The organism is Micromonospora sp. NPDC048986, assembly GCF_040649335.1.
Lineage (GTDB): Bacteria > Actinomycetota > Actinomycetes > Mycobacteriales > Micromonosporaceae > Micromonospora > Micromonospora alfalfae.
This window is the reverse complement of record NZ_JBEZFJ010000008.1, coordinates 89,950-104,774: the sequence shown is the minus strand read 5'-3', so window position 1 is coordinate 104,774 and position 14,825 is coordinate 89,950. Positions and strand designations below refer to the sequence as shown.

General features: G+C 72.4%; 19 protein-coding genes and 1 riboswitch. Of the genes, 12 read left to right on the top strand and 7 right to left on the bottom strand.

The genetic code is table 11. The features are described from left to right. Positions 1 to 70 precede the first annotated feature (70 nt). Entirely contained in the window at positions 71 to 550 is a 480-nt protein-coding gene (locus AB0B94_RS17935) for a hypothetical protein (RefSeq protein ID WP_112589144.1), read from the bottom strand. Between the two features lie 24 nt (positions 551 to 574). Continuing rightward, positions 575 to 916 (bottom strand): antibiotic biosynthesis monooxygenase, encoded by a 342-nt coding sequence (locus AB0B94_RS17930; RefSeq protein ID WP_112589142.1) that lies wholly within the window; start codon positions 914 to 916, stop codon positions 575 to 577. 29 nt (positions 917 to 945) lie between these two features. Here AB0B94_RS17930 and AB0B94_RS17925 point away from each other — a divergent pair, with 29 nt between their 5' ends. The 9 genes from AB0B94_RS17925 (at position 946) to AB0B94_RS17885 (ending at position 6,255) form a co-directional block, all read left to right on the top strand. After that, positions 946 to 1,203, top strand: coding sequence for a hypothetical protein (locus tag AB0B94_RS17925; RefSeq protein WP_030338196.1), 258 nt, complete (start codon positions 946 to 948; stop codon positions 1,201 to 1,203). 54 nt (positions 1,204 to 1,257) lie between these two features. Further along, positions 1,258 to 2,202, top strand: a complete 945-nt coding sequence (locus AB0B94_RS17920) for a metal ABC transporter substrate-binding protein (protein ID WP_357280591.1) — start codon at positions 1,258 to 1,260, stop codon at positions 2,200 to 2,202. Further along, entirely contained in the window at positions 2,199 to 2,960 is a 762-nt protein-coding gene (locus AB0B94_RS17915; protein ID WP_091409689.1) for an ABC transporter ATP-binding protein, read from the top strand. The genes AB0B94_RS17920 and AB0B94_RS17915 overlap by 4 nt, the downstream gene beginning before the upstream one ends. Before the next feature lie 3 nt (positions 2,961 to 2,963). Beyond that, the gene (locus AB0B94_RS17910; RefSeq protein WP_266304697.1) at positions 2,964 to 3,830 is read left to right on the top strand and encodes a metal ABC transporter permease; all 867 of its coding nucleotides are present in this window, start codon (positions 2,964 to 2,966) and stop codon (positions 3,828 to 3,830) included. A gap of 43 nt (positions 3,831 to 3,873) precedes the next feature. Beyond that, positions 3,874 to 4,173, top strand: a complete 300-nt coding sequence (locus AB0B94_RS17905; RefSeq protein WP_030338189.1) for a metalloregulator ArsR/SmtB family transcription factor — start codon at positions 3,874 to 3,876, stop codon at positions 4,171 to 4,173. Next, positions 4,170 to 4,568, top strand: coding sequence for a Fur family transcriptional regulator (locus tag AB0B94_RS17900; protein WP_210820118.1), 399 nt, complete (start codon positions 4,170 to 4,172; stop codon positions 4,566 to 4,568). Before AB0B94_RS17905 ends, AB0B94_RS17900 begins: the two co-directional genes overlap by 4 nt. A 13-nt stretch (positions 4,569 to 4,581) precedes the next feature. Then, complete coding sequence (locus tag AB0B94_RS17895) at positions 4,582 to 5,025, top strand: GNAT family N-acetyltransferase (protein ID WP_357280581.1); 444 nt, start codon at positions 4,582 to 4,584, stop codon at positions 5,023 to 5,025. A 185-nt stretch (positions 5,026 to 5,210) separates the two neighbouring features. Next, a complete protein-coding gene (locus AB0B94_RS17890; protein ID WP_357280577.1) occupies positions 5,211 to 5,819 on the top strand; it encodes a hypothetical protein in 609 nt (202 codons plus the stop codon). A 268-nt stretch (positions 5,820 to 6,087) separates the two neighbouring features. Then, positions 6,088 to 6,255, top strand: a complete 168-nt coding sequence (locus AB0B94_RS17885) for a hypothetical protein (RefSeq protein WP_167337361.1) — start codon at positions 6,088 to 6,090, stop codon at positions 6,253 to 6,255. 158 nt (positions 6,256 to 6,413) lie between these two features. On the opposite strand, the gene AB0B94_RS17880 is transcribed toward AB0B94_RS17885, so the two are convergent. The 5 genes from AB0B94_RS17880 to AB0B94_RS17860 form a co-directional block, all read right to left on the bottom strand. After that, positions 6,414 to 8,411 carry an acyl-CoA dehydrogenase family protein gene (locus AB0B94_RS17880; RefSeq protein ID WP_357280574.1) on the bottom strand — a complete coding sequence of 666 codons (1,998 nt, stop codon included), beginning with the start codon at positions 8,409 to 8,411 and terminating at the stop codon, positions 6,414 to 6,416. 104 nt (positions 8,412 to 8,515) lie between these two features. Then, positions 8,516 to 9,019 carry a DUF6328 family protein gene (locus AB0B94_RS17875; protein ID WP_124778172.1) on the bottom strand — a complete coding sequence of 168 codons (504 nt, stop codon included), beginning with the start codon at positions 9,017 to 9,019 and terminating at the stop codon, positions 8,516 to 8,518. A gap of 139 nt (positions 9,020 to 9,158) precedes the next feature. Beyond that, on the bottom strand, positions 9,159 to 9,908 hold the full coding sequence (locus tag AB0B94_RS17870) for an SIS domain-containing protein (RefSeq protein ID WP_112584644.1): 750 nt from the start codon (positions 9,906 to 9,908) through the stop codon (positions 9,159 to 9,161). Beyond that, positions 9,905 to 10,711, bottom strand: coding sequence for an AAC(3) family N-acetyltransferase (locus tag AB0B94_RS17865; protein ID WP_357280566.1), 807 nt, complete (start codon positions 10,709 to 10,711; stop codon positions 9,905 to 9,907). Before AB0B94_RS17865 ends, AB0B94_RS17870 begins: the two co-directional genes overlap by 4 nt. Before the next feature lie 29 nt (positions 10,712 to 10,740). Next, positions 10,741 to 11,571 (bottom strand): alpha/beta fold hydrolase, encoded by an 831-nt coding sequence (locus tag AB0B94_RS17860; RefSeq protein WP_357280562.1) that lies wholly within the window; start codon positions 11,569 to 11,571, stop codon positions 10,741 to 10,743. 107 nt (positions 11,572 to 11,678) lie between these two features. Then, positions 11,679 to 11,783: riboswitch (TPP riboswitch) on the top strand. Between the two features lie 74 nt (positions 11,784 to 11,857). Here AB0B94_RS17860 and AB0B94_RS17855 point away from each other — a divergent pair. The 3 genes from AB0B94_RS17855 to AB0B94_RS17845 all read left to right on the top strand — a co-directional run bounded on the left by AB0B94_RS17855 (position 11,858) and on the right by AB0B94_RS17845 (position 14,794). Beyond that, positions 11,858 to 12,451, top strand: a complete 594-nt coding sequence (locus AB0B94_RS17855; RefSeq protein WP_210786970.1) for an ECF transporter S component — start codon at positions 11,858 to 11,860, stop codon at positions 12,449 to 12,451. A gap of 115 nt (positions 12,452 to 12,566) precedes the next feature. Then, entirely contained in the window at positions 12,567 to 13,997 is a 1,431-nt protein-coding gene (locus tag AB0B94_RS17850) for an ABC transporter ATP-binding protein (RefSeq protein WP_357280557.1), read from the top strand. After that, positions 13,994 to 14,794 (top strand): energy-coupling factor transporter transmembrane component T, encoded by an 801-nt coding sequence (locus AB0B94_RS17845; protein ID WP_357280554.1) that lies wholly within the window; start codon positions 13,994 to 13,996, stop codon positions 14,792 to 14,794. The genes AB0B94_RS17850 and AB0B94_RS17845 overlap by 4 nt, the downstream gene beginning before the upstream one ends. Positions 14,795 to 14,825 lie beyond the last annotated feature (31 nt).

The window sequence follows — 14,825 nt, the reverse complement described above, 5'->3', positions numbered from 1 at the left end:
ATGGAACGGTCGGTTCGGGACAACGGTACGACCACCGTCGCCCCGAGCCCAGCAGAATACCGGGGACGGGTCAGCTGACCTCGCAGACCTCCACGCCGCCGGTCTGCCCGTCCTGGCCGAGGCTGACCTGTTGCCGCTCCCGGTCGCCGCCGTCGAGGGTCACATCGACCGGCACGGTCAGGTAGGTGGTGTCCACCTCACCCACCCGGAACGCCGTCACCTGCGGTTCGGCGGCGGCGCGCCGCTCGAACTCCGGCCGGGACTCACGCCGCTGCGCGTCGTCGCAGAGCTGGTCGTACGCCCGCCCGTAGTTCCGTTCGACCAGCGCCTGGTAGTAGTCGCCGGTCACGGTGCGGGCCTGTTCCCGGATCGCCTGGACTCCGCTGACGGCCAGGCCGACGACGGCCGTGCCACCCCCGCCGCAGCAGAGCACCACGGCGAGCGCGCCGACGCCGAGGCCGATCCAGAGCCGAGTCCGGCGGCCCTCGGTGGGCGGCGCGGCGAACGGCGGAGCCACCCCGGGACCGGGTGGCGGGGCGGGTGCGGTCATAGGAGCAGCGTAGTGTCCGGCGGCTCAGCGGTAAGGACCCGCAGCCCGATCACTCTCGGCGACGACCACGGCCCCGCCGGGAGCGGCGGTGGCCAGCGCCTCGTAGGCGGAGGGCTCGTCGACGGACTCGGCGAGCAACGGCACGGCGCTGACCTTGACCTCGAAGGCGCCCAGCGCGCGCCGGTACGTGCCGACCGACTCCCATTCGGTGACCAGTGACCAGTGCCGGGGGTCGTCCAGCGCCCGGACCAGTTGGCCGCGCAGGTAGCCGGGCCGGGCGGCCAGCGCGGTGAGGGCGGCATGCGCCCGTTCGGTGAAGCCGTCGGCGGCATCGACGTCGACCACGAACCGGTTGGTCACCAGCACCGGGGGTTCCTCCTCGTAGAGTCTGTGGGATGCAGCGTACGCAGCGCCCTCTGCTCGCCCGGTTGGCCGGGGCGAACCCGACGTCGGTGTTCCTGCTCACCCTGGTGGTGGTGCTGGTGGCGTTCTTCACGCCCGGGGTGATCGGCGGGCTGCTCACGCTCGCGCTCGCCGGGGTCCTGATCGCCCTGTTGGCGACGACGTGGGCGGTTCAGGCGCCGCAGACCCGGCTGATCCGACTGGTGATGCTCACCCTGCTGGTGACTGTGGGCCTCGCGAAGCTCCTCTGACATGCAATCATGCGTTTTTGACAATCATTATCGTTGCCACGGACAGTTGACGACATGACCAACCGCTCCACGTACCGTGTCCTGGCCGCCGCGACCGCCCTCCTCGCCCTGGGCGCCGGGGCCGGCTGCTCCACCGGCGGCGCCGCCGGCGCCGACCCCCAGCGCGTCGACGTGGTGGCCGCGTTCTACCCCCTCCAGTTCCTGGCCGAACGGATCGGCGGCGACGCGGTCCGGGTCACGAACCTGGCCAAGCCCGGCGCCGAGCCGCACGACCTGGAACTCAACCCGAGCCAGGTCGGTGAGGTCAGCGACGCTGAGCTGATTGTCTACCTCAAGGGGTTCCAGCCGGCGGTGGACGACGCAGTGGCCCAGAACGGCGGCGACCGGGCGTTCGACGTGACCAGCGTGCAGCCGCTGTTGGACGCGTCCGCCGGCGGGCACGACCACGAGGGCGAGGAGGGGCATGCCGAGGAGAGCGGCGGCAAGGACCCGCACGTCTGGCTCGACCCGAACCGGCTGGCCGGCATCGGCGACCAGCTCGCCCAGCGACTCGGCACTGCCGACCCGGACCACGCCGCCGACTACACCGCCAGGGCGGCCGCCCTGCGCGCCGACCTGACGACACTGGACGGCGAGTTCAAGCACGGTCTGGCGACCTGCCAGCGGCGGGAGATCGTGACCAGCCACGCCGCGTTCGGCTACCTCGCCGACCGCTACCAGCTGGACCAGGTCGGCATCACCGGGCTGAGCCCGGACGTCGAGCCGTCGCCGCAGCGCCTCGCGCACGTGATCGAGGAGGCCAAGGAGCACCAGGCCACCACGATCTTCTTCGAGACCCTGGTCAGCCCGAAGGTGGCCGAGACCATCGCCGGTCAGGTCGGCGCGAAGACCGCCGTGCTCGACCCGATCGAAGGGCTCGCCGCCGGCAGCAACGGGGACTACCTTTCGGTGATGCGCACCAACCTGCGGACCCTGCAGTCGGCCTTGAGCTGCTCGTGACCTCACCTGTCATCACCGTCGAGCACGGGGTGGTCGGCTACGACGGCCGCCCCGTGCTCCGGGACATCTCGCTCACCGTGACCGCCGGCGAGGTGGTCGCGATCCTCGGCGCCAACGGCTCGGGCAAGTCCACCCTGATCCGCGCCGTGCTCGGGCTGGTGCCGATCAGCGCCGGCTCGGTCACCCTCTTCGACAGGCCGTTGCGCCGCTTCCGGCAATGGGCGCGCATCGGGTACGTCCCGCAACGCCTGGGCGCCGGCGGCGGCGTACCGGCGACCGTCCGGGAGGTGGTGGCCTCCGGCCGGCTGGCCCGTCGGGGGGTGCTGCGTCCGCCGGGCCGCGCCGACCGGTCCGCCGTCGACGCCGCGCTGGGCGCGGTCGGGCTCGCCGACCGGGCCGGTGACCCGGTGTCCACGCTCTCCGGCGGCCAGCAGCAACGCACCCTGATCGCCCGCGCCCTGGCCGGCCAGCCGGAGCTGCTGGTTCTCGACGAGCCCACCGCCGGGGTGGACGCGGCCAGCCAGGAGGCGTTCGCCGGCGCGTTGCGCGACTTCGTCGGCGACGGCGGAACGGTGCTGCTCGTCGCCCACGAGCTGGGCCCGCTGCGACCGGTGATCAGCCGGGCCGTCGTCGTCCACGAGGGTCGCATCGCCCACGACGGCGCGGTGCCGGACCCGGCCGGTCATCACGCGGAGCCCGACCACGACCACGTGCACCCGCACTGCTACGACGAGCCCGCCGGGCTGTGGAGCAACTGACCCATGGAACTCTTCCAGTACCCCTACATGCAGCGTGCCCTGATCGGCGCGCTGGTGATCGGCCTGGCCGCGCCGGCGCTCGGCATCTACCTGGTGCAGCGCCGACTGGCGTTGATCGGCGATGGTGTGGGGCACGTGGCGCTGACCGGCGTTGGCGCGGGGTTGCTGCTCAACCGCTCGCCGGTGCTGGTCGCGGTGATCGCCGCCACCATCGGCGCGATCGCCATCGAGATCGTGCGGGCCCGTGGGCGTACCTCCGGTGACCTGGCTCTGGCCCTGCTCTTCTACGGCGGCATCGCCGGCGGCGTACTCCTGGTCGGCCTCTCCGACGCGACCAGCGCGAACCTCAACGCCTACCTGTTCGGCTCGCTCACCACCATCTCGCCCGCCGACCTGACCACCATCGCGGTGCTCGGCGCGGCGATCCTGGTCACGATGATCGCGTTGCGGCCGGCGCTCTTCGCGGTCAGCCACGACGAGGAGTACGCCCGGGTCTCCGGCCTGCCGGTCCGCACGCTGAACCTGCTGATAGCTGTCGCCACAGCGGTCACAGTGACCATCGCCATGCGGGCCGTCGGGGTGTTGCTGATCAGCGCGTTGATGGTGGTGCCGGTCGCCACCGCCCAGCAGGTCACCCGGGGTTTCCGCAGCACGATGGCCGCCGCGATGGCGCTCGGGCTCTTCGCCGCCGGCTCGGGTGTCTGGGTCGCGGCCACGGCGGACACCGCACCGGGCGCCTCGGTGGTGCTGGTGGCGATCGCCTCGTTCCTGGTGGTGGCGGTGGCCGGCGCTGTCTGGCGGGCCGTGCGCCGCCGGACGACGCCGACCGCGGCACCGACGCCGGAACCTCACGAGGTCGTGCTGAGCTGAGCCTGGTCAGCGCGACGTCGGTGGTATTGGTTACCGTTGCAGGATGACCAGCGCGACGGGCTACGACGGGTTCGACGGGGCCAGCGAGTTGCTCCGCGCCCTGTCCGCTCCCATCCGGCTGGCCATCGTCAGCGAGCTGGCCGGCGGCGAGCGGTGCGTGCACGAGTTGGTGGAGAAGCTCGGCGCGGCGCAACCACTGGTCTCCCAGCACCTGCGGGTGTTGCGCGGAGCAGGCGTGGTGCGCGGCTCCCGCCGAGGCCGGGAAATCGCCTACAGCCTGGTCGACGAGCACGTCGCGCACATCGTGGCGGACGCGGTCAGCCACGCCGGGGAGGGATCATGACCGAGAGCAGCGCCGCGGTGCGCAACACCCGGCAGCGTTCGGCGGTGAGCGCGCTGCTGGGCGAGATGGAGGGCTTCCACAGCGCCCAGGACCTGCACGCGATGCTGCGGCAGCGAGGCGAGCGGGTCGGCCTGACCACCGTCTACCGCACCCTGCAGGGCCTCGCCGACGCCGGTGAGATCGACGTGATGCGTCCGCCGGGCGGCGAGCACCTCTACCGTCGGTGCAGCGAGGGGCACCACCACCACCTGGTCTGCCGGGTGTGCGGGCGTACGGTCGAGGTGGCTGGCCCGGCCGTGGAGAGCTGGGCCGATCGGGTCGCCGCGCAGCACGGCTACGCCGACGTCAGCCACACCCTGGAGATCTTCGGCACCTGCCCGACCTGCGTCCGCTGACTAACCTGTCCGCGTGACAGATCTTCAGTTCGTGCGGGTCCACCCGGTGGGCAGCGAAGCGACAGCGCTCGACTGGCAACACATCCACAATCTGATCATCCCCACCGATCCGCTGTCGGCAGACGAGATCGCCGTGCGCGCTCAGCGGAACATCCTGGAGGTCGCGTACGTCGGCGGGGCGCCGGTGGGCTGCTCGACGGTGCGACCCCCGACGTCCGAGCCGGCGACAGTTATCGCGCGAGTGTTGCCCGAGAGGCGTCGCCGGGGCTTCGGGGCGCAGATCTACCAGCGCGGGCTGGCCCAGGCCCGGGAGCTGGGCGCGCAGGTCGTCCACACCGTCGTCCTGGCGTCCAACGACGACGGCCTGCGCTTCGCCCGCCACCAGGGCTTCGTCGAGATCGACCGGTACGTCCTGCCGGGCGACACCATCGCGTTCGTGGACCTGCGGCTCGCCTGATCCACGACTCGTGCGCCACGGCCACCACCACGTCGATCGTCGCGGCGTAGTCGGTGCCCCGGCCGGCGCGGCCCTCGCACGGTCCTGCTCGCCCATTACACCGCCGGCGATCGCCCGCTGGCGCCGCCACCGGGCCGCCGATCGACGGGTGCCGGGGCGTCGTCGTTCGTGGCACGCTGACCGGCGTGAAAATCTATGCCGATCGGTTTCCGACCGCCGCCCGTCAGTTGCTCACCGACCTGCTCGTCGTCGCCTGGGTGTACGCGGCGATCCGCGGCGCGCTGTGGCTGCACGACCTGGTGCAGAAGCTCGCCGTACCGGGGCAGAAGCTGGAGGGCGCCGGCAGTGGCCTCGCGGACAACCTCGCCGACGCCGGCGGCAAGGTCCGTCGGGTCCCGTTGGTCGGTGACGAGCTGACCGCGCCGTTCCGGCAGGCCGCCGACGCCGCCCGAGGGCTCGCCGACGCCGGCCGGGACCAGCAACACCTGGTCGACCAGCTCGCGCTCGCCCTCGCCATCGCGGTGCTGATCTTCCCGCTCGGCATCGTGCTGTTCGGTTGGCTGCCGCTGCGGGTCCGTTGGATGCGCCGGGCCGGATCGGCGACGAAACTGGCCGCCGGCCCAGCCGGCCGGGATCTGCTCGCCCTGCGCGCACTGGCCACCCAACCACTGGGCAAGCTGACCCGGATCGGCCCGGACGTGGCCGAGTCGTGGCGGCGCGGCGACGACGCCACAGTCGACGCCCTGGCCGCCTTGGAGCTGCGCCAACTCGGCCTACGCAACCGGAACCGCTAAGACCTCGTGCCCCCCGGCCCCCGCCGATCTTGCAGTTTCGGTTGCCGGTATGAGTGGGATACCCCTTGTGTCAGGACAGCAAGCGCAAGATCGCGGAGCAGAGACCGTCCGGCCCCGTCGATCAAGGAGTTGTGGTGCCTGGTTTGACGTTCAACGAGTGCTTTGTCACCCACCACAACTCCATGATCGACGGAGCAGGGTGGGTTGACGGACGGCCGCTCCGCCGGGCGCAGGTCCAGCCTGACCGCGATGTCGTTAAGGTCGTCGGGTGTTCTACTTCCTCGTCGTCATCGCCGTCCTGCTGCTCGGCTACGCCGCCGTCCTGGTCTCCTTCGTACGCCGGGGCAAGAAGATCCCACCCGCGGCCTACCTGGCGCTGGCCGGGCTCAATGGCCTGATCCTGGCCGGGGTGTTGGCCTGGGCGGTGTCCCGCTGACCCTCGCCGCCGGCCCGCACGGCGGCCGACCCGCACGGCAGCCGACCCGCACGGCAGCCGACCCGCACGCAGGTCAGCCCGCACCCCAGCCCGACCCATACGCCAGCCCGCACGCACGCAGGTCGGCCCGAGCCGCACTCAGGCCAGCCGGCGCGGTTTCACGGCTTTGGCGGGATGCGGCGGCGGACGTCCTCGGAGGTTGACGGGCCAGGCGACCAGCGGGCCACCCAGGGCAGCTCCTCGGACGGGGTGAGCACGCCCTCCTCCAGGCCCGCGTAACGGCCGGCGAGGATGCGCTTCGCGGCGGCCGTGTCGACCGAGTCGGTGTTGTCCCAGAGTGCGGTGAACAGGGCATCCACCCGCACCCGCGCCTGCCGGCAGAACAGGTCGGCCAGCTCGATGTTCTCCGGGCGGCTGTCCCGTTCGGCGGAGGCCCGGACGCAGACCGCGGACATCGCGAACAACTCGGCGCCGATGTCCACCACCCGGCCGAGGAACGCCTGCTTGCGCTCCATCTTTCCCTGCCAGCGGGACATCGCGTAGAACGTCGACCGGGCCAGCTTGCGCGACGAACGCTCCACCTGGCGCAGGTGCGCGGCGAGCGGGCCGAACTCGGCGTACGCCGAAGGGCTCTGCCCCCGGCCGACGGCGAGGGTGGGCAGCCACTTCGCGTAGAAGGCACCGGCTCGCGCGCCGGCTCGGGCCTTGCGGCCGAGCCCCGCGTCCGGGTCGATGATGTCGCCGGCCACCGACAGGTGGGCGTCGACCGCCTCCCGCGCGATCAGCAGGTGCATGATCTCGGTGGAACCCTCGAAGATCCGGTTGATCCGCAGGTCGCGGAGCATCTGCTCGACGGCGGCCGGGCGTTCGCCGCGGGCGGCCAACGAGTCGGCGGTCTCGTAGCCGCGCCCGCCCCGGATCTGGATCAGCTCGTCGGCGATCTTCCAGGCCATCTCGCTGGCGTACAGCTTGACCAGTGCCGCCTCGATCCGGATGTCGTTGCGGTCGTCGTCGGCGAGCAGGCAGCAGAGGTCGAGCATCGTCTCCATGCCGTACGTGGTGGCGGCGATGAAGGAGAGTTTCTGCGCGACCGCCTCGTGCTCGCCCACCGGGCGTCCCCACTGGACCCGGTCGGCGGCCCACCCTCGGGCCACGTTCAACGCCCACTTGCCGGCGCCCACGCACATGGCGGGCAGCGAGAGCCGGCCGGTGTTCAGGGTGGTCAGGGCGATCTTCAGCCCCTTGCCCTCGCCGCCGATGACGTTCTCGGCGGGGACGATCACGTCGTGGAACCGGGTCAGGCTGTTCTCCAGGCCGCGCAGGCCGATGAACTCGTTGCGCCGCTCGACGGTGATGCCGGGGCTGTCGCCGTCCACCACGAACGCGGTGATGCCACCCCGACGTCCCTCGGTGGCCGGCACCCGGGCCATCACCACCAGCAGGGTGGCCACGATGCCGTTGGTGGCCCAGAGCTTCACCCCGTTGAGCCGGTAACCGGTGCCGTCCTCGGTCGGCTCGGCGATGGTGCCCAGCCGGGCCGGGTCGGAGCCGACGTCCGGTTCGGTGAGCAGGAACGCGGACACCTCGCCGGCGGCGAGCCGGGGCAGGAAGCGTTGCTTCTGCTCGGCGGTGCCGAACATCTTCAGCGGCTGCGGCACCCCGATCGACTGGTGCGCCGAGAGCAGCGCGCCGATGGCCGGGCTGACCGAGCCGGCCAGCATGAGCGCCCGGCAGTAGTGCAGGTTGCTCAGCCCGAGCCCGCCGTACTTCCGGTCGATCTTCATGCCGAACGCGCCGAGGTCGGCCAGGCCGTGGAACACCGAGTCGGGTATCGACGCGTCCCGCTCGATGGCCGCGCCGTCCACCTCGGAGGTCAGGAAGGCGCGGAACCGACCAAGGAACTCCTCCGCGCGGGCCACGTCGTCCGGGTCGGATCGGGGCCACGGGTCGATCAGGTCGAGCCGGAACCGACCGAGGAACAGCTCCTTGCCGAAGCTGGGCCGGTCCCAGGTGGACTCGCGGGCGGCCTCGGCGACCTGCCGGGCCTCCTTCTCGGTGACCTGCCCGGCTTCCGCGGGCAGCGGCGCGGCGGCACCGGCAGTGGTTTCGGAGTCGGGGCCGTCCGGTGCCGGTCGGCCATCCTGCGTCGTGGTCACGGCTGCCCCCTCGAAGCTCGGTGCGGCTGCGTCGACGTGCGCGACTACCGCCACGCTACCCCCGGTTGTTACCCAGGGGTAGCGTTGCGTGAAGATCGGAGCGGTCAGCGACCGATGGTGGTGTCCGGGTCGTCGTCATCGTCGTCGATGTCGTCCTCACCCCAGTTGCGTCGGGCGAACGGCAGGGCCACCCAGAACGTGAGGAACCAGATTCCAGCCAGGGCGCTGAGCACGAAGGCGATCGGCCGGTCCAGCACGAAGTCGGTGATCAGCAGCACCGCGCTGACCATCGCGATCAGCATGAAGGCGAGGCCGCCGGTGGCCATGCGGTGCGCGAAGCGGACCAGTTCCGGTTTGCGCCCCTGCCGGAACAGCGCCCTGTGGAACGCCACCGGCGAGATGATCAGCGCGGTGGCGGCGGCCGCCGCGAGCAACGCCACTATGTAGACGTCGCGCTGAAACTCGGTGGTCTCGGTGAACCCGTTACTGAACGGCAGGGTGAGCAGAAAGGCGAAGAGGATCTGCACGCCGGTCTGGGCGACCCGCAACTCCTGCAGCAGGTCGGCGAAGTTGCGCTGCCAGCGCTGCTTGTCGGTCTCCTTGGACACGCGCTACCTCCGGTGAGACGCTACTGCCGGCGGTCCCGGCCGCCGGCAGCAACGCCAATGCCCCACCCGACCGAGCGCGAAACAGGTTCACGACATCTGCCGTTCATCTCGGCGACGCAGATCGACCGCCAGCGCCGCGTCAGGACCCGCGTCGGATCCGGCCCGCGTACCGCGCTTCCAGCTCGTTGTTGTGCGCGTCGCCATCCGGGATGTTCGCCGACAGGTAGACCGGGGGCCGCTCCCCCGCCGCCAGCAACCGCGCCACCACCTCCACCGTCACCTGCTGCGCCAGCAGCGCCGCGGTGATCGAGGAGACCGCGCCGACCGCGCCGCCGCCGGGCAGGGGCAACGTCGCGTCGCCGTACGGAGCCCCGTTGTCGAGCACCACGTCGGCGAGGTCGCTCAGCTTTCGCCCGGACGGGTGCCGGGAGGTCATCCGGCCGGAGTGCTGCGCCGAGGTGATCGCCACCAACCCGTGGCCGTGTTCCTTCACCAGCGTGGCGAACTCCACCATCGCGCCGTTGACCCCGGAGTTCGAGGCGAGCACGAAGACATCCGTGGGACGCACCGGGGCCAGCTCGTAGAGGCGGTGCGCGACGGCCGGGTCCCGTTCCAGCAGCGGACCGAGTCGGTCGGCCGGCTCGCCACCCAGCAGCACCAGGTCGCGTAGCGCGATCCGGTTGGTCGGCACCAGACCACCCGCTCGTCCGGCGATCTCCATGGCGAGGGCCTCCGAGTGCCCGGTGCCGAACGCGTGCACCACGCCGTCGGCTCGGACGGCCTCGGCGATCAGGTCGGCGGCCCGCCCCACCGCCTCCCGCTGACTGGCGGCCACCCGGCCGATCGTCTCGGTCACCACGGCCAGGTAGTCCTCGGCACTCACCGTCATACGTCCTCCGTCGTTCGATTACGGGCCAGCCAGCGAACCGCGAAGTCGACAGCCGCCCGCTGGCGCATCAACCTGCCGGTCCCGGTGCCGACCGGTGCGGTGCGTACCGCTCCGGTGGCCTCCAGGTCCCCGCCCAACGCGGCGAAGTCGTCCGCGTCGAGTCGTACGTCCTGCCACCACGCCCAGTCCCGACCACCGTCGGCGGTGCGCACCGCGGCACCGATCCGCTGCCGGGGCGCGCCGGGGCGGCGGTACTCGGCAAGGTGCAGTGAGGTGCTCACCGAGTGGTCCACGCCGAGCAGCAACACGTCGGCGTCGAGGTCGTAGAGGCGGGCCAACGGGGAGCCCTCACCGAGCATGTCGGCCAGGGTGTGCCCGGCGACCACCTGCTCGGCGGCCGGGCCGAGCGCGGCGAACGACACGTGCGGATGGGAGCTGCGCAGCGCGCCGGGCCAGCCGCGGACCGTCTCGGCGAGCGCGCCCATGAACCGGCTCGGGGTGACCGCCGGGTCGAAGCCCGGCATCTCCGAGCGGATCAGCGGCCACCAGCCCGCCGGCACCGGCGGGTTGCGCCACTGCGCGGGGTCGCTGTTGTCGGGCGTGTGGGTGGGCACGACGATCGTGCCGTCCGGGCCGAGCGCGTCGCGCAGGGCGAGCACCACCGCGTGCGGGCCGCCGCTGACGAAGCCCAGCGAACGCAGCGAGGCGTGCACCAGCAGCGTCGCGCCGGGGCGTACGCCAAGCACGCGTAGCTGCGCGGCGATCGAGCGACGGCTACCCGGCCCGCTGGCGTCCGTCGTCACGACTGCGCTCCCTCGCCGACCCGCACGGCTCAGGCCGTCCCGCCCGCTCGGGCCAGGATCGCCTCGGCGAGCGGGGCCGGCGCCGCGTCCGGGATCCAGTGACTCACCCCGGGCAGCTGCACGAACCGGTAGTCGCCGGTGACGTTCTGCGCGCACGCCTCGGCGGCGGTCCGGCCGATGGCGACGTCCCGGTCACTCCAGACGTACGTGGTGGGCACCGCGACCGGGCCGACGCCGGCCAGGTCGGCGCGGGACATCGCCCGGTACCAGTTCAGCGCTGCCGTGAGCGCGCCCGGCTCACGCATCGGGTCGGCGTACCGGTTCACCCGGGACGTGTCGCCCACCCCGCCGAGCAGCTTGCGCAGCGCGGTGGCATGCCACGCCAGCAGCACCTTCTCCGCCTTGTCGGGCTTGCGGAACAGCGCGATGTACGACGAGCGGGCCTTCTGCTGGGCGTCGGTGCTCAGGGCGTGCGCCATGGCCGCCGGATGCGGTACGGACACCGCGGTCAGCGTGTTGACCCGCTCGGGGTGCCGGGCGGCAACCGCCCAGGCCACTACCGCGCCCCAGTCGTGGCCGACCAGGTGCACAGCGTCCAGTCCGAGCGCGTCGAGCACCGCCACCGCGTCGGTGACCAGTTCGGGGATCCGGTAGTCGGCCACCGCCGTGGGCCGGGCGCCGGGTGAGTAACCGCGCTGGTCCAGCGCGTACGTGCGCAGCCCACCCGCGTGCAGCGCCGGCACCACGTCGTCCCACTCGCCGCTGTGCTGAGGGAAACCGTGCAGCAGCAGGACGGGTACGCCGTCCGTCGGACCGCCGACGGTCACCTCGAACGTGAAGCCTCGCGCGTCAACCCGCATGATCGGAAGCGTACCCAGCCGGCGGTCGGCGGATCGCTCCCGCAGGTCAGGCGGATGCCCTGCTGGGCTCGCGACGGTGGTCGGTGTTAGCGTCAGCGAGACAACTTCATATCCGACAGGGGAGCGCACAGCGCTGAGAGTGCGGGCACGCCCGCAGACCCTCGAACCTGATCTGGGTAATGCCAGCGCAGGGAGTTCGGTCGACCTCCAGCCGCGCCGCAGTCCGGTGCCACCGGACGCGGCGTGCGTCTTCTCCTGGTTCGCACTCACGAACTGGGAGCAACACATGACATCCACCACCGACACACACCGTTGGCGCACCATCGACATCGTGGTCGCCTCGGTGATCGCTGTCGCCTTCGGCGTCATCTTCTGGGCCTGGGGTCTGGTCTGGAGCGCGACCGAGGGTGCGTTCGCCTTCTTCCCGCCGGCGCAGACGCTGCTCTACGGGGTCTGGCTGATGCCGGCGGTGATCGGCGGGCTGGTGATCCGCAAGCCCGGTGCCGCGCTCTACTGCGAAACCGTGGCCGCTGTCCTGTCCGCGCTGCTGGGCAGCCAGTGGGCCGGCACGGTGATCCCGCAGGGCATCGTGCAGGGCATCGGCGCCGAACTGGCCTTCGCCGCCTTCCGGTACCGGTCGTTCCGGCTGCCGACCGCGGTGTTCGCGGGCGCGCTGACCGGGCTCAGCGCCGCGTTGTTCGACTTCTTCGTCTGGAACGTCGACTACGCGCTGACCGACTACCGCATCCCGTACGCGCTGCTCACCATCGTCAGCGCCACGGTGATCGCCGGCCTGGGCGGCTGGCTGCTGACGAACGCCCTGGCCAACACCGGCGTCCTGGACCGCTTCCCCGCAGGCCGGAACCGGGCCCTGATCTAACCCCCACCAACTCGCGTTGATCAAGAGGTTTGCGTCAACGGACGGCGATTTCCTGACGCGAACCTCTTGATCGACCGGGGTGGGCGGGGCGCGCGGCAGGGAGGGGGTGGGTCTGGTGGGCGGGGTACTGCTGCGGGGGTTCGGGTGGCGGCACGCTGGGCGGCGCGCCTGGGCCGTACGCGGGGTTGATCTGCGGGTTGAGGCCGGGGAGCGCGTTCTGCTTCTCGGGCCGTCGGGGGCCGGCAAGAGCACGGTGCTCAGCGCGTTGGCCGGGCTGCTCCCCGAGGACTCCGGCGAGCAGGAGGGCACCGTCGAGATCGACGGGCTCGACCCACGCAAGGGGCGGGAACGGGTCGGCATCGTCTTCCAGGACCCGGAGACCCAACTGGTGATGGCGCGCTGCGGCGACGACGTAGCGTTCGGGCTGGAGAACCGGGGAGTGCCGGCCGACGAGATCTGGCCGCGGGTGGACGAGGCGCTGCACCGGGTCGGCTTCCCGTACCCCCGGGACCGCCACACGGCGGCGCTCTCCGGCGGCGAGCAGCAACGCCTCGCCCTGGCCGGCGCGCTGGCCCTGCGCCCCGCCCTGCTGCTGCTCGACGAGCCGACCGCCAACCTCGACCCGGCCGGGGCCGAACTGGTCCGGCACGCGGTGGCCGGCGCGCTGGACGCCGACACCACGCTGATCCTGGTCGAGCACCGGGTCGCCGAGGCGCTGCCGCTGGTCGACCGGGTGGTCGTCCTCGAACCGGGTGGCGGCGTGCGCGCGGACGGCCCGCCCGAGGCGGTCTTCGCCGCCCACGGCGCCGCCCTGGCCGCCGAGGGGGTCTGGGTGCCCGGTCACCCCATCGCGCCCCGGGCGGCCACCGCCGGCCCCGGGGAGTTGTTGCTCACCGCCGACCGGCTCGGCCTGCCGCCCCGGCTGGGCTCCACCGACCTGGCGGTACGCGCCGGTGAGGCACTCGCCGTACGCGGACCGAACGGTGCCGGCAAGTCCACCCTGGCGTTGCTGCTCGGCGGTCTGCTCCGGCCGGGCAACGGGCGGGTCACCGCGTCCGCCGAGTTGGCCGGCGCGGACCATCGCACTCCCCCGCACCGGTGGCGGGCGCCCGCGCTGACCCGACGCATCGGGTCGGTCTTTCAGGATCCGGAGCACCAGTTCGTCACCAGCACCGTCTTCGACGAGCTGGCGCTCGGCCCGCGCCGCACCGGTCAACCCGAGGCGGCCGTCAAGGAGACAGTGGCCGGGCTGCTGGACCGGCTGCGGCTGGCCCAACTCGCCGCCGCCAACCCGTACACCCTCTCCGGTGGCGAAGCGCGGCGGCTGAGCGTGGCGACGGCCCTGGCCACCGCGCCACGCCTGCTGATCTGCGACGAACCCACCTTCGGCCAGGACCGGCGGACCTGGCGGGAACTGGTCGACCTCTTCGCCGACCTGCGCGACGCCGGGCACGGCGTGGTCACTGTCACCCACGACGCGGACTTCGTCGCCGCGCTCGCCGACCGCACCGTCACCCTGCACCGCGCCCCGGACGACCACCGATGATCAGCATCGAGCCGGTCGCCGCGCCGGACGCGCCGTTGGCCCGCCGCAACCCGGTGGCGAAGGTCGCCGCCGCACTCGTCTTCTCGTTCACCCTGCTGGCGACCCTGGACCCGGTGGCCCCGGCCATCGCCATCGCCCTTGAGCTGGCCGTCCTGCCGCTGTTCGGCATCCGCTACCGGGTGCTGGCCCGGCGGGCCTGGCCACTGCTGCTCAGTGCCGCCGGCATCCTGGTCACCCTGGTGCTGTTCGCCGCCGACCGGTCCGGTCGGGTCCTGCTGGACGCGGGACCGGTGCTGGTGACCACCGGCGTCCTGCTCACCGCGCTCGGCCTGGTGCTGCGGGTGTTCGCGGTGGCCCTGCCCGGTGTGATCGTCTTCGCCACCACCGACCCCACCGACCTGGCCGACGCGTTGATCCAGAACGCGAAGGCGCCGGCCCGGTTCGCCATCGGGGCGCTGGCCGCGTTCCGGCTGGTGCCGCTGCTCGGTCAGGAGTGGCAGATGATCAGCATGGCTCGACGGGCGCGGGGCGTCGACGCAGGACGCAATCCGGCGGCGAAGCTGCGGCTCTTCGCCTCCACCGCGTTCACGCTGCTGGTGGGGGCGATCCGCCGAGGCACCCGGCTGGCGGTGGCGATGGACGCGCGTGGCTTCGACGCCGGAACACCCCGTACCGTCGCCCGCCAGCAGCACTTCACCCGCGCCGACGCTCTCCTCATCGCCGGGGCCGCCGTACTCGCCGCGGCCGCCCTGACCACGAGCCTCGCCCTGGGCACCTTCCGCCCCCTCATCGGCTGACCCCGCCCACGCCCGCCCCGCCGCCGCACCC

Coding starts and splice junctions, on each gene's coding strand:
- AB0B94_RS17935 (WP_112589144.1), bottom strand. CDS start 550: ATGACCGCACCCGCCCCGCCACCCGGTCCCGGGGTGGCTCCGCCGTTC.
- AB0B94_RS17925 (WP_030338196.1), top strand. CDS start 946: ATGCAGCGTACGCAGCGCCCTCTGCTCGCCCGGTTGGCCGGGGCGAAC.
- AB0B94_RS17920 (WP_357280591.1), top strand. CDS start 1,258: ATGACCAACCGCTCCACGTACCGTGTCCTGGCCGCCGCGACCGCCCTC.
- AB0B94_RS17910 (WP_266304697.1), top strand. CDS start 2,964: ATGGAACTCTTCCAGTACCCCTACATGCAGCGTGCCCTGATCGGCGCG.
- AB0B94_RS17905 (WP_030338189.1), top strand. CDS start 3,874: ATGACCAGCGCGACGGGCTACGACGGGTTCGACGGGGCCAGCGAGTTG.
- AB0B94_RS17900 (WP_210820118.1), top strand. CDS start 4,170: ATGACCGAGAGCAGCGCCGCGGTGCGCAACACCCGGCAGCGTTCGGCG.
- AB0B94_RS17870 (WP_112584644.1), bottom strand. CDS start 9,908: ATGACGGTGAGTGCCGAGGACTACCTGGCCGTGGTGACCGAGACGATC.
- AB0B94_RS17860 (WP_357280562.1), bottom strand. CDS start 11,571: ATGCGGGTTGACGCGCGAGGCTTCACGTTCGAGGTGACCGTCGGCGGT.
- AB0B94_RS17855 (WP_210786970.1), top strand. CDS start 11,858: ATGACATCCACCACCGACACACACCGTTGGCGCACCATCGACATCGTG.
- AB0B94_RS17845 (WP_357280554.1), top strand. CDS start 13,994: ATGATCAGCATCGAGCCGGTCGCCGCGCCGGACGCGCCGTTGGCCCGC.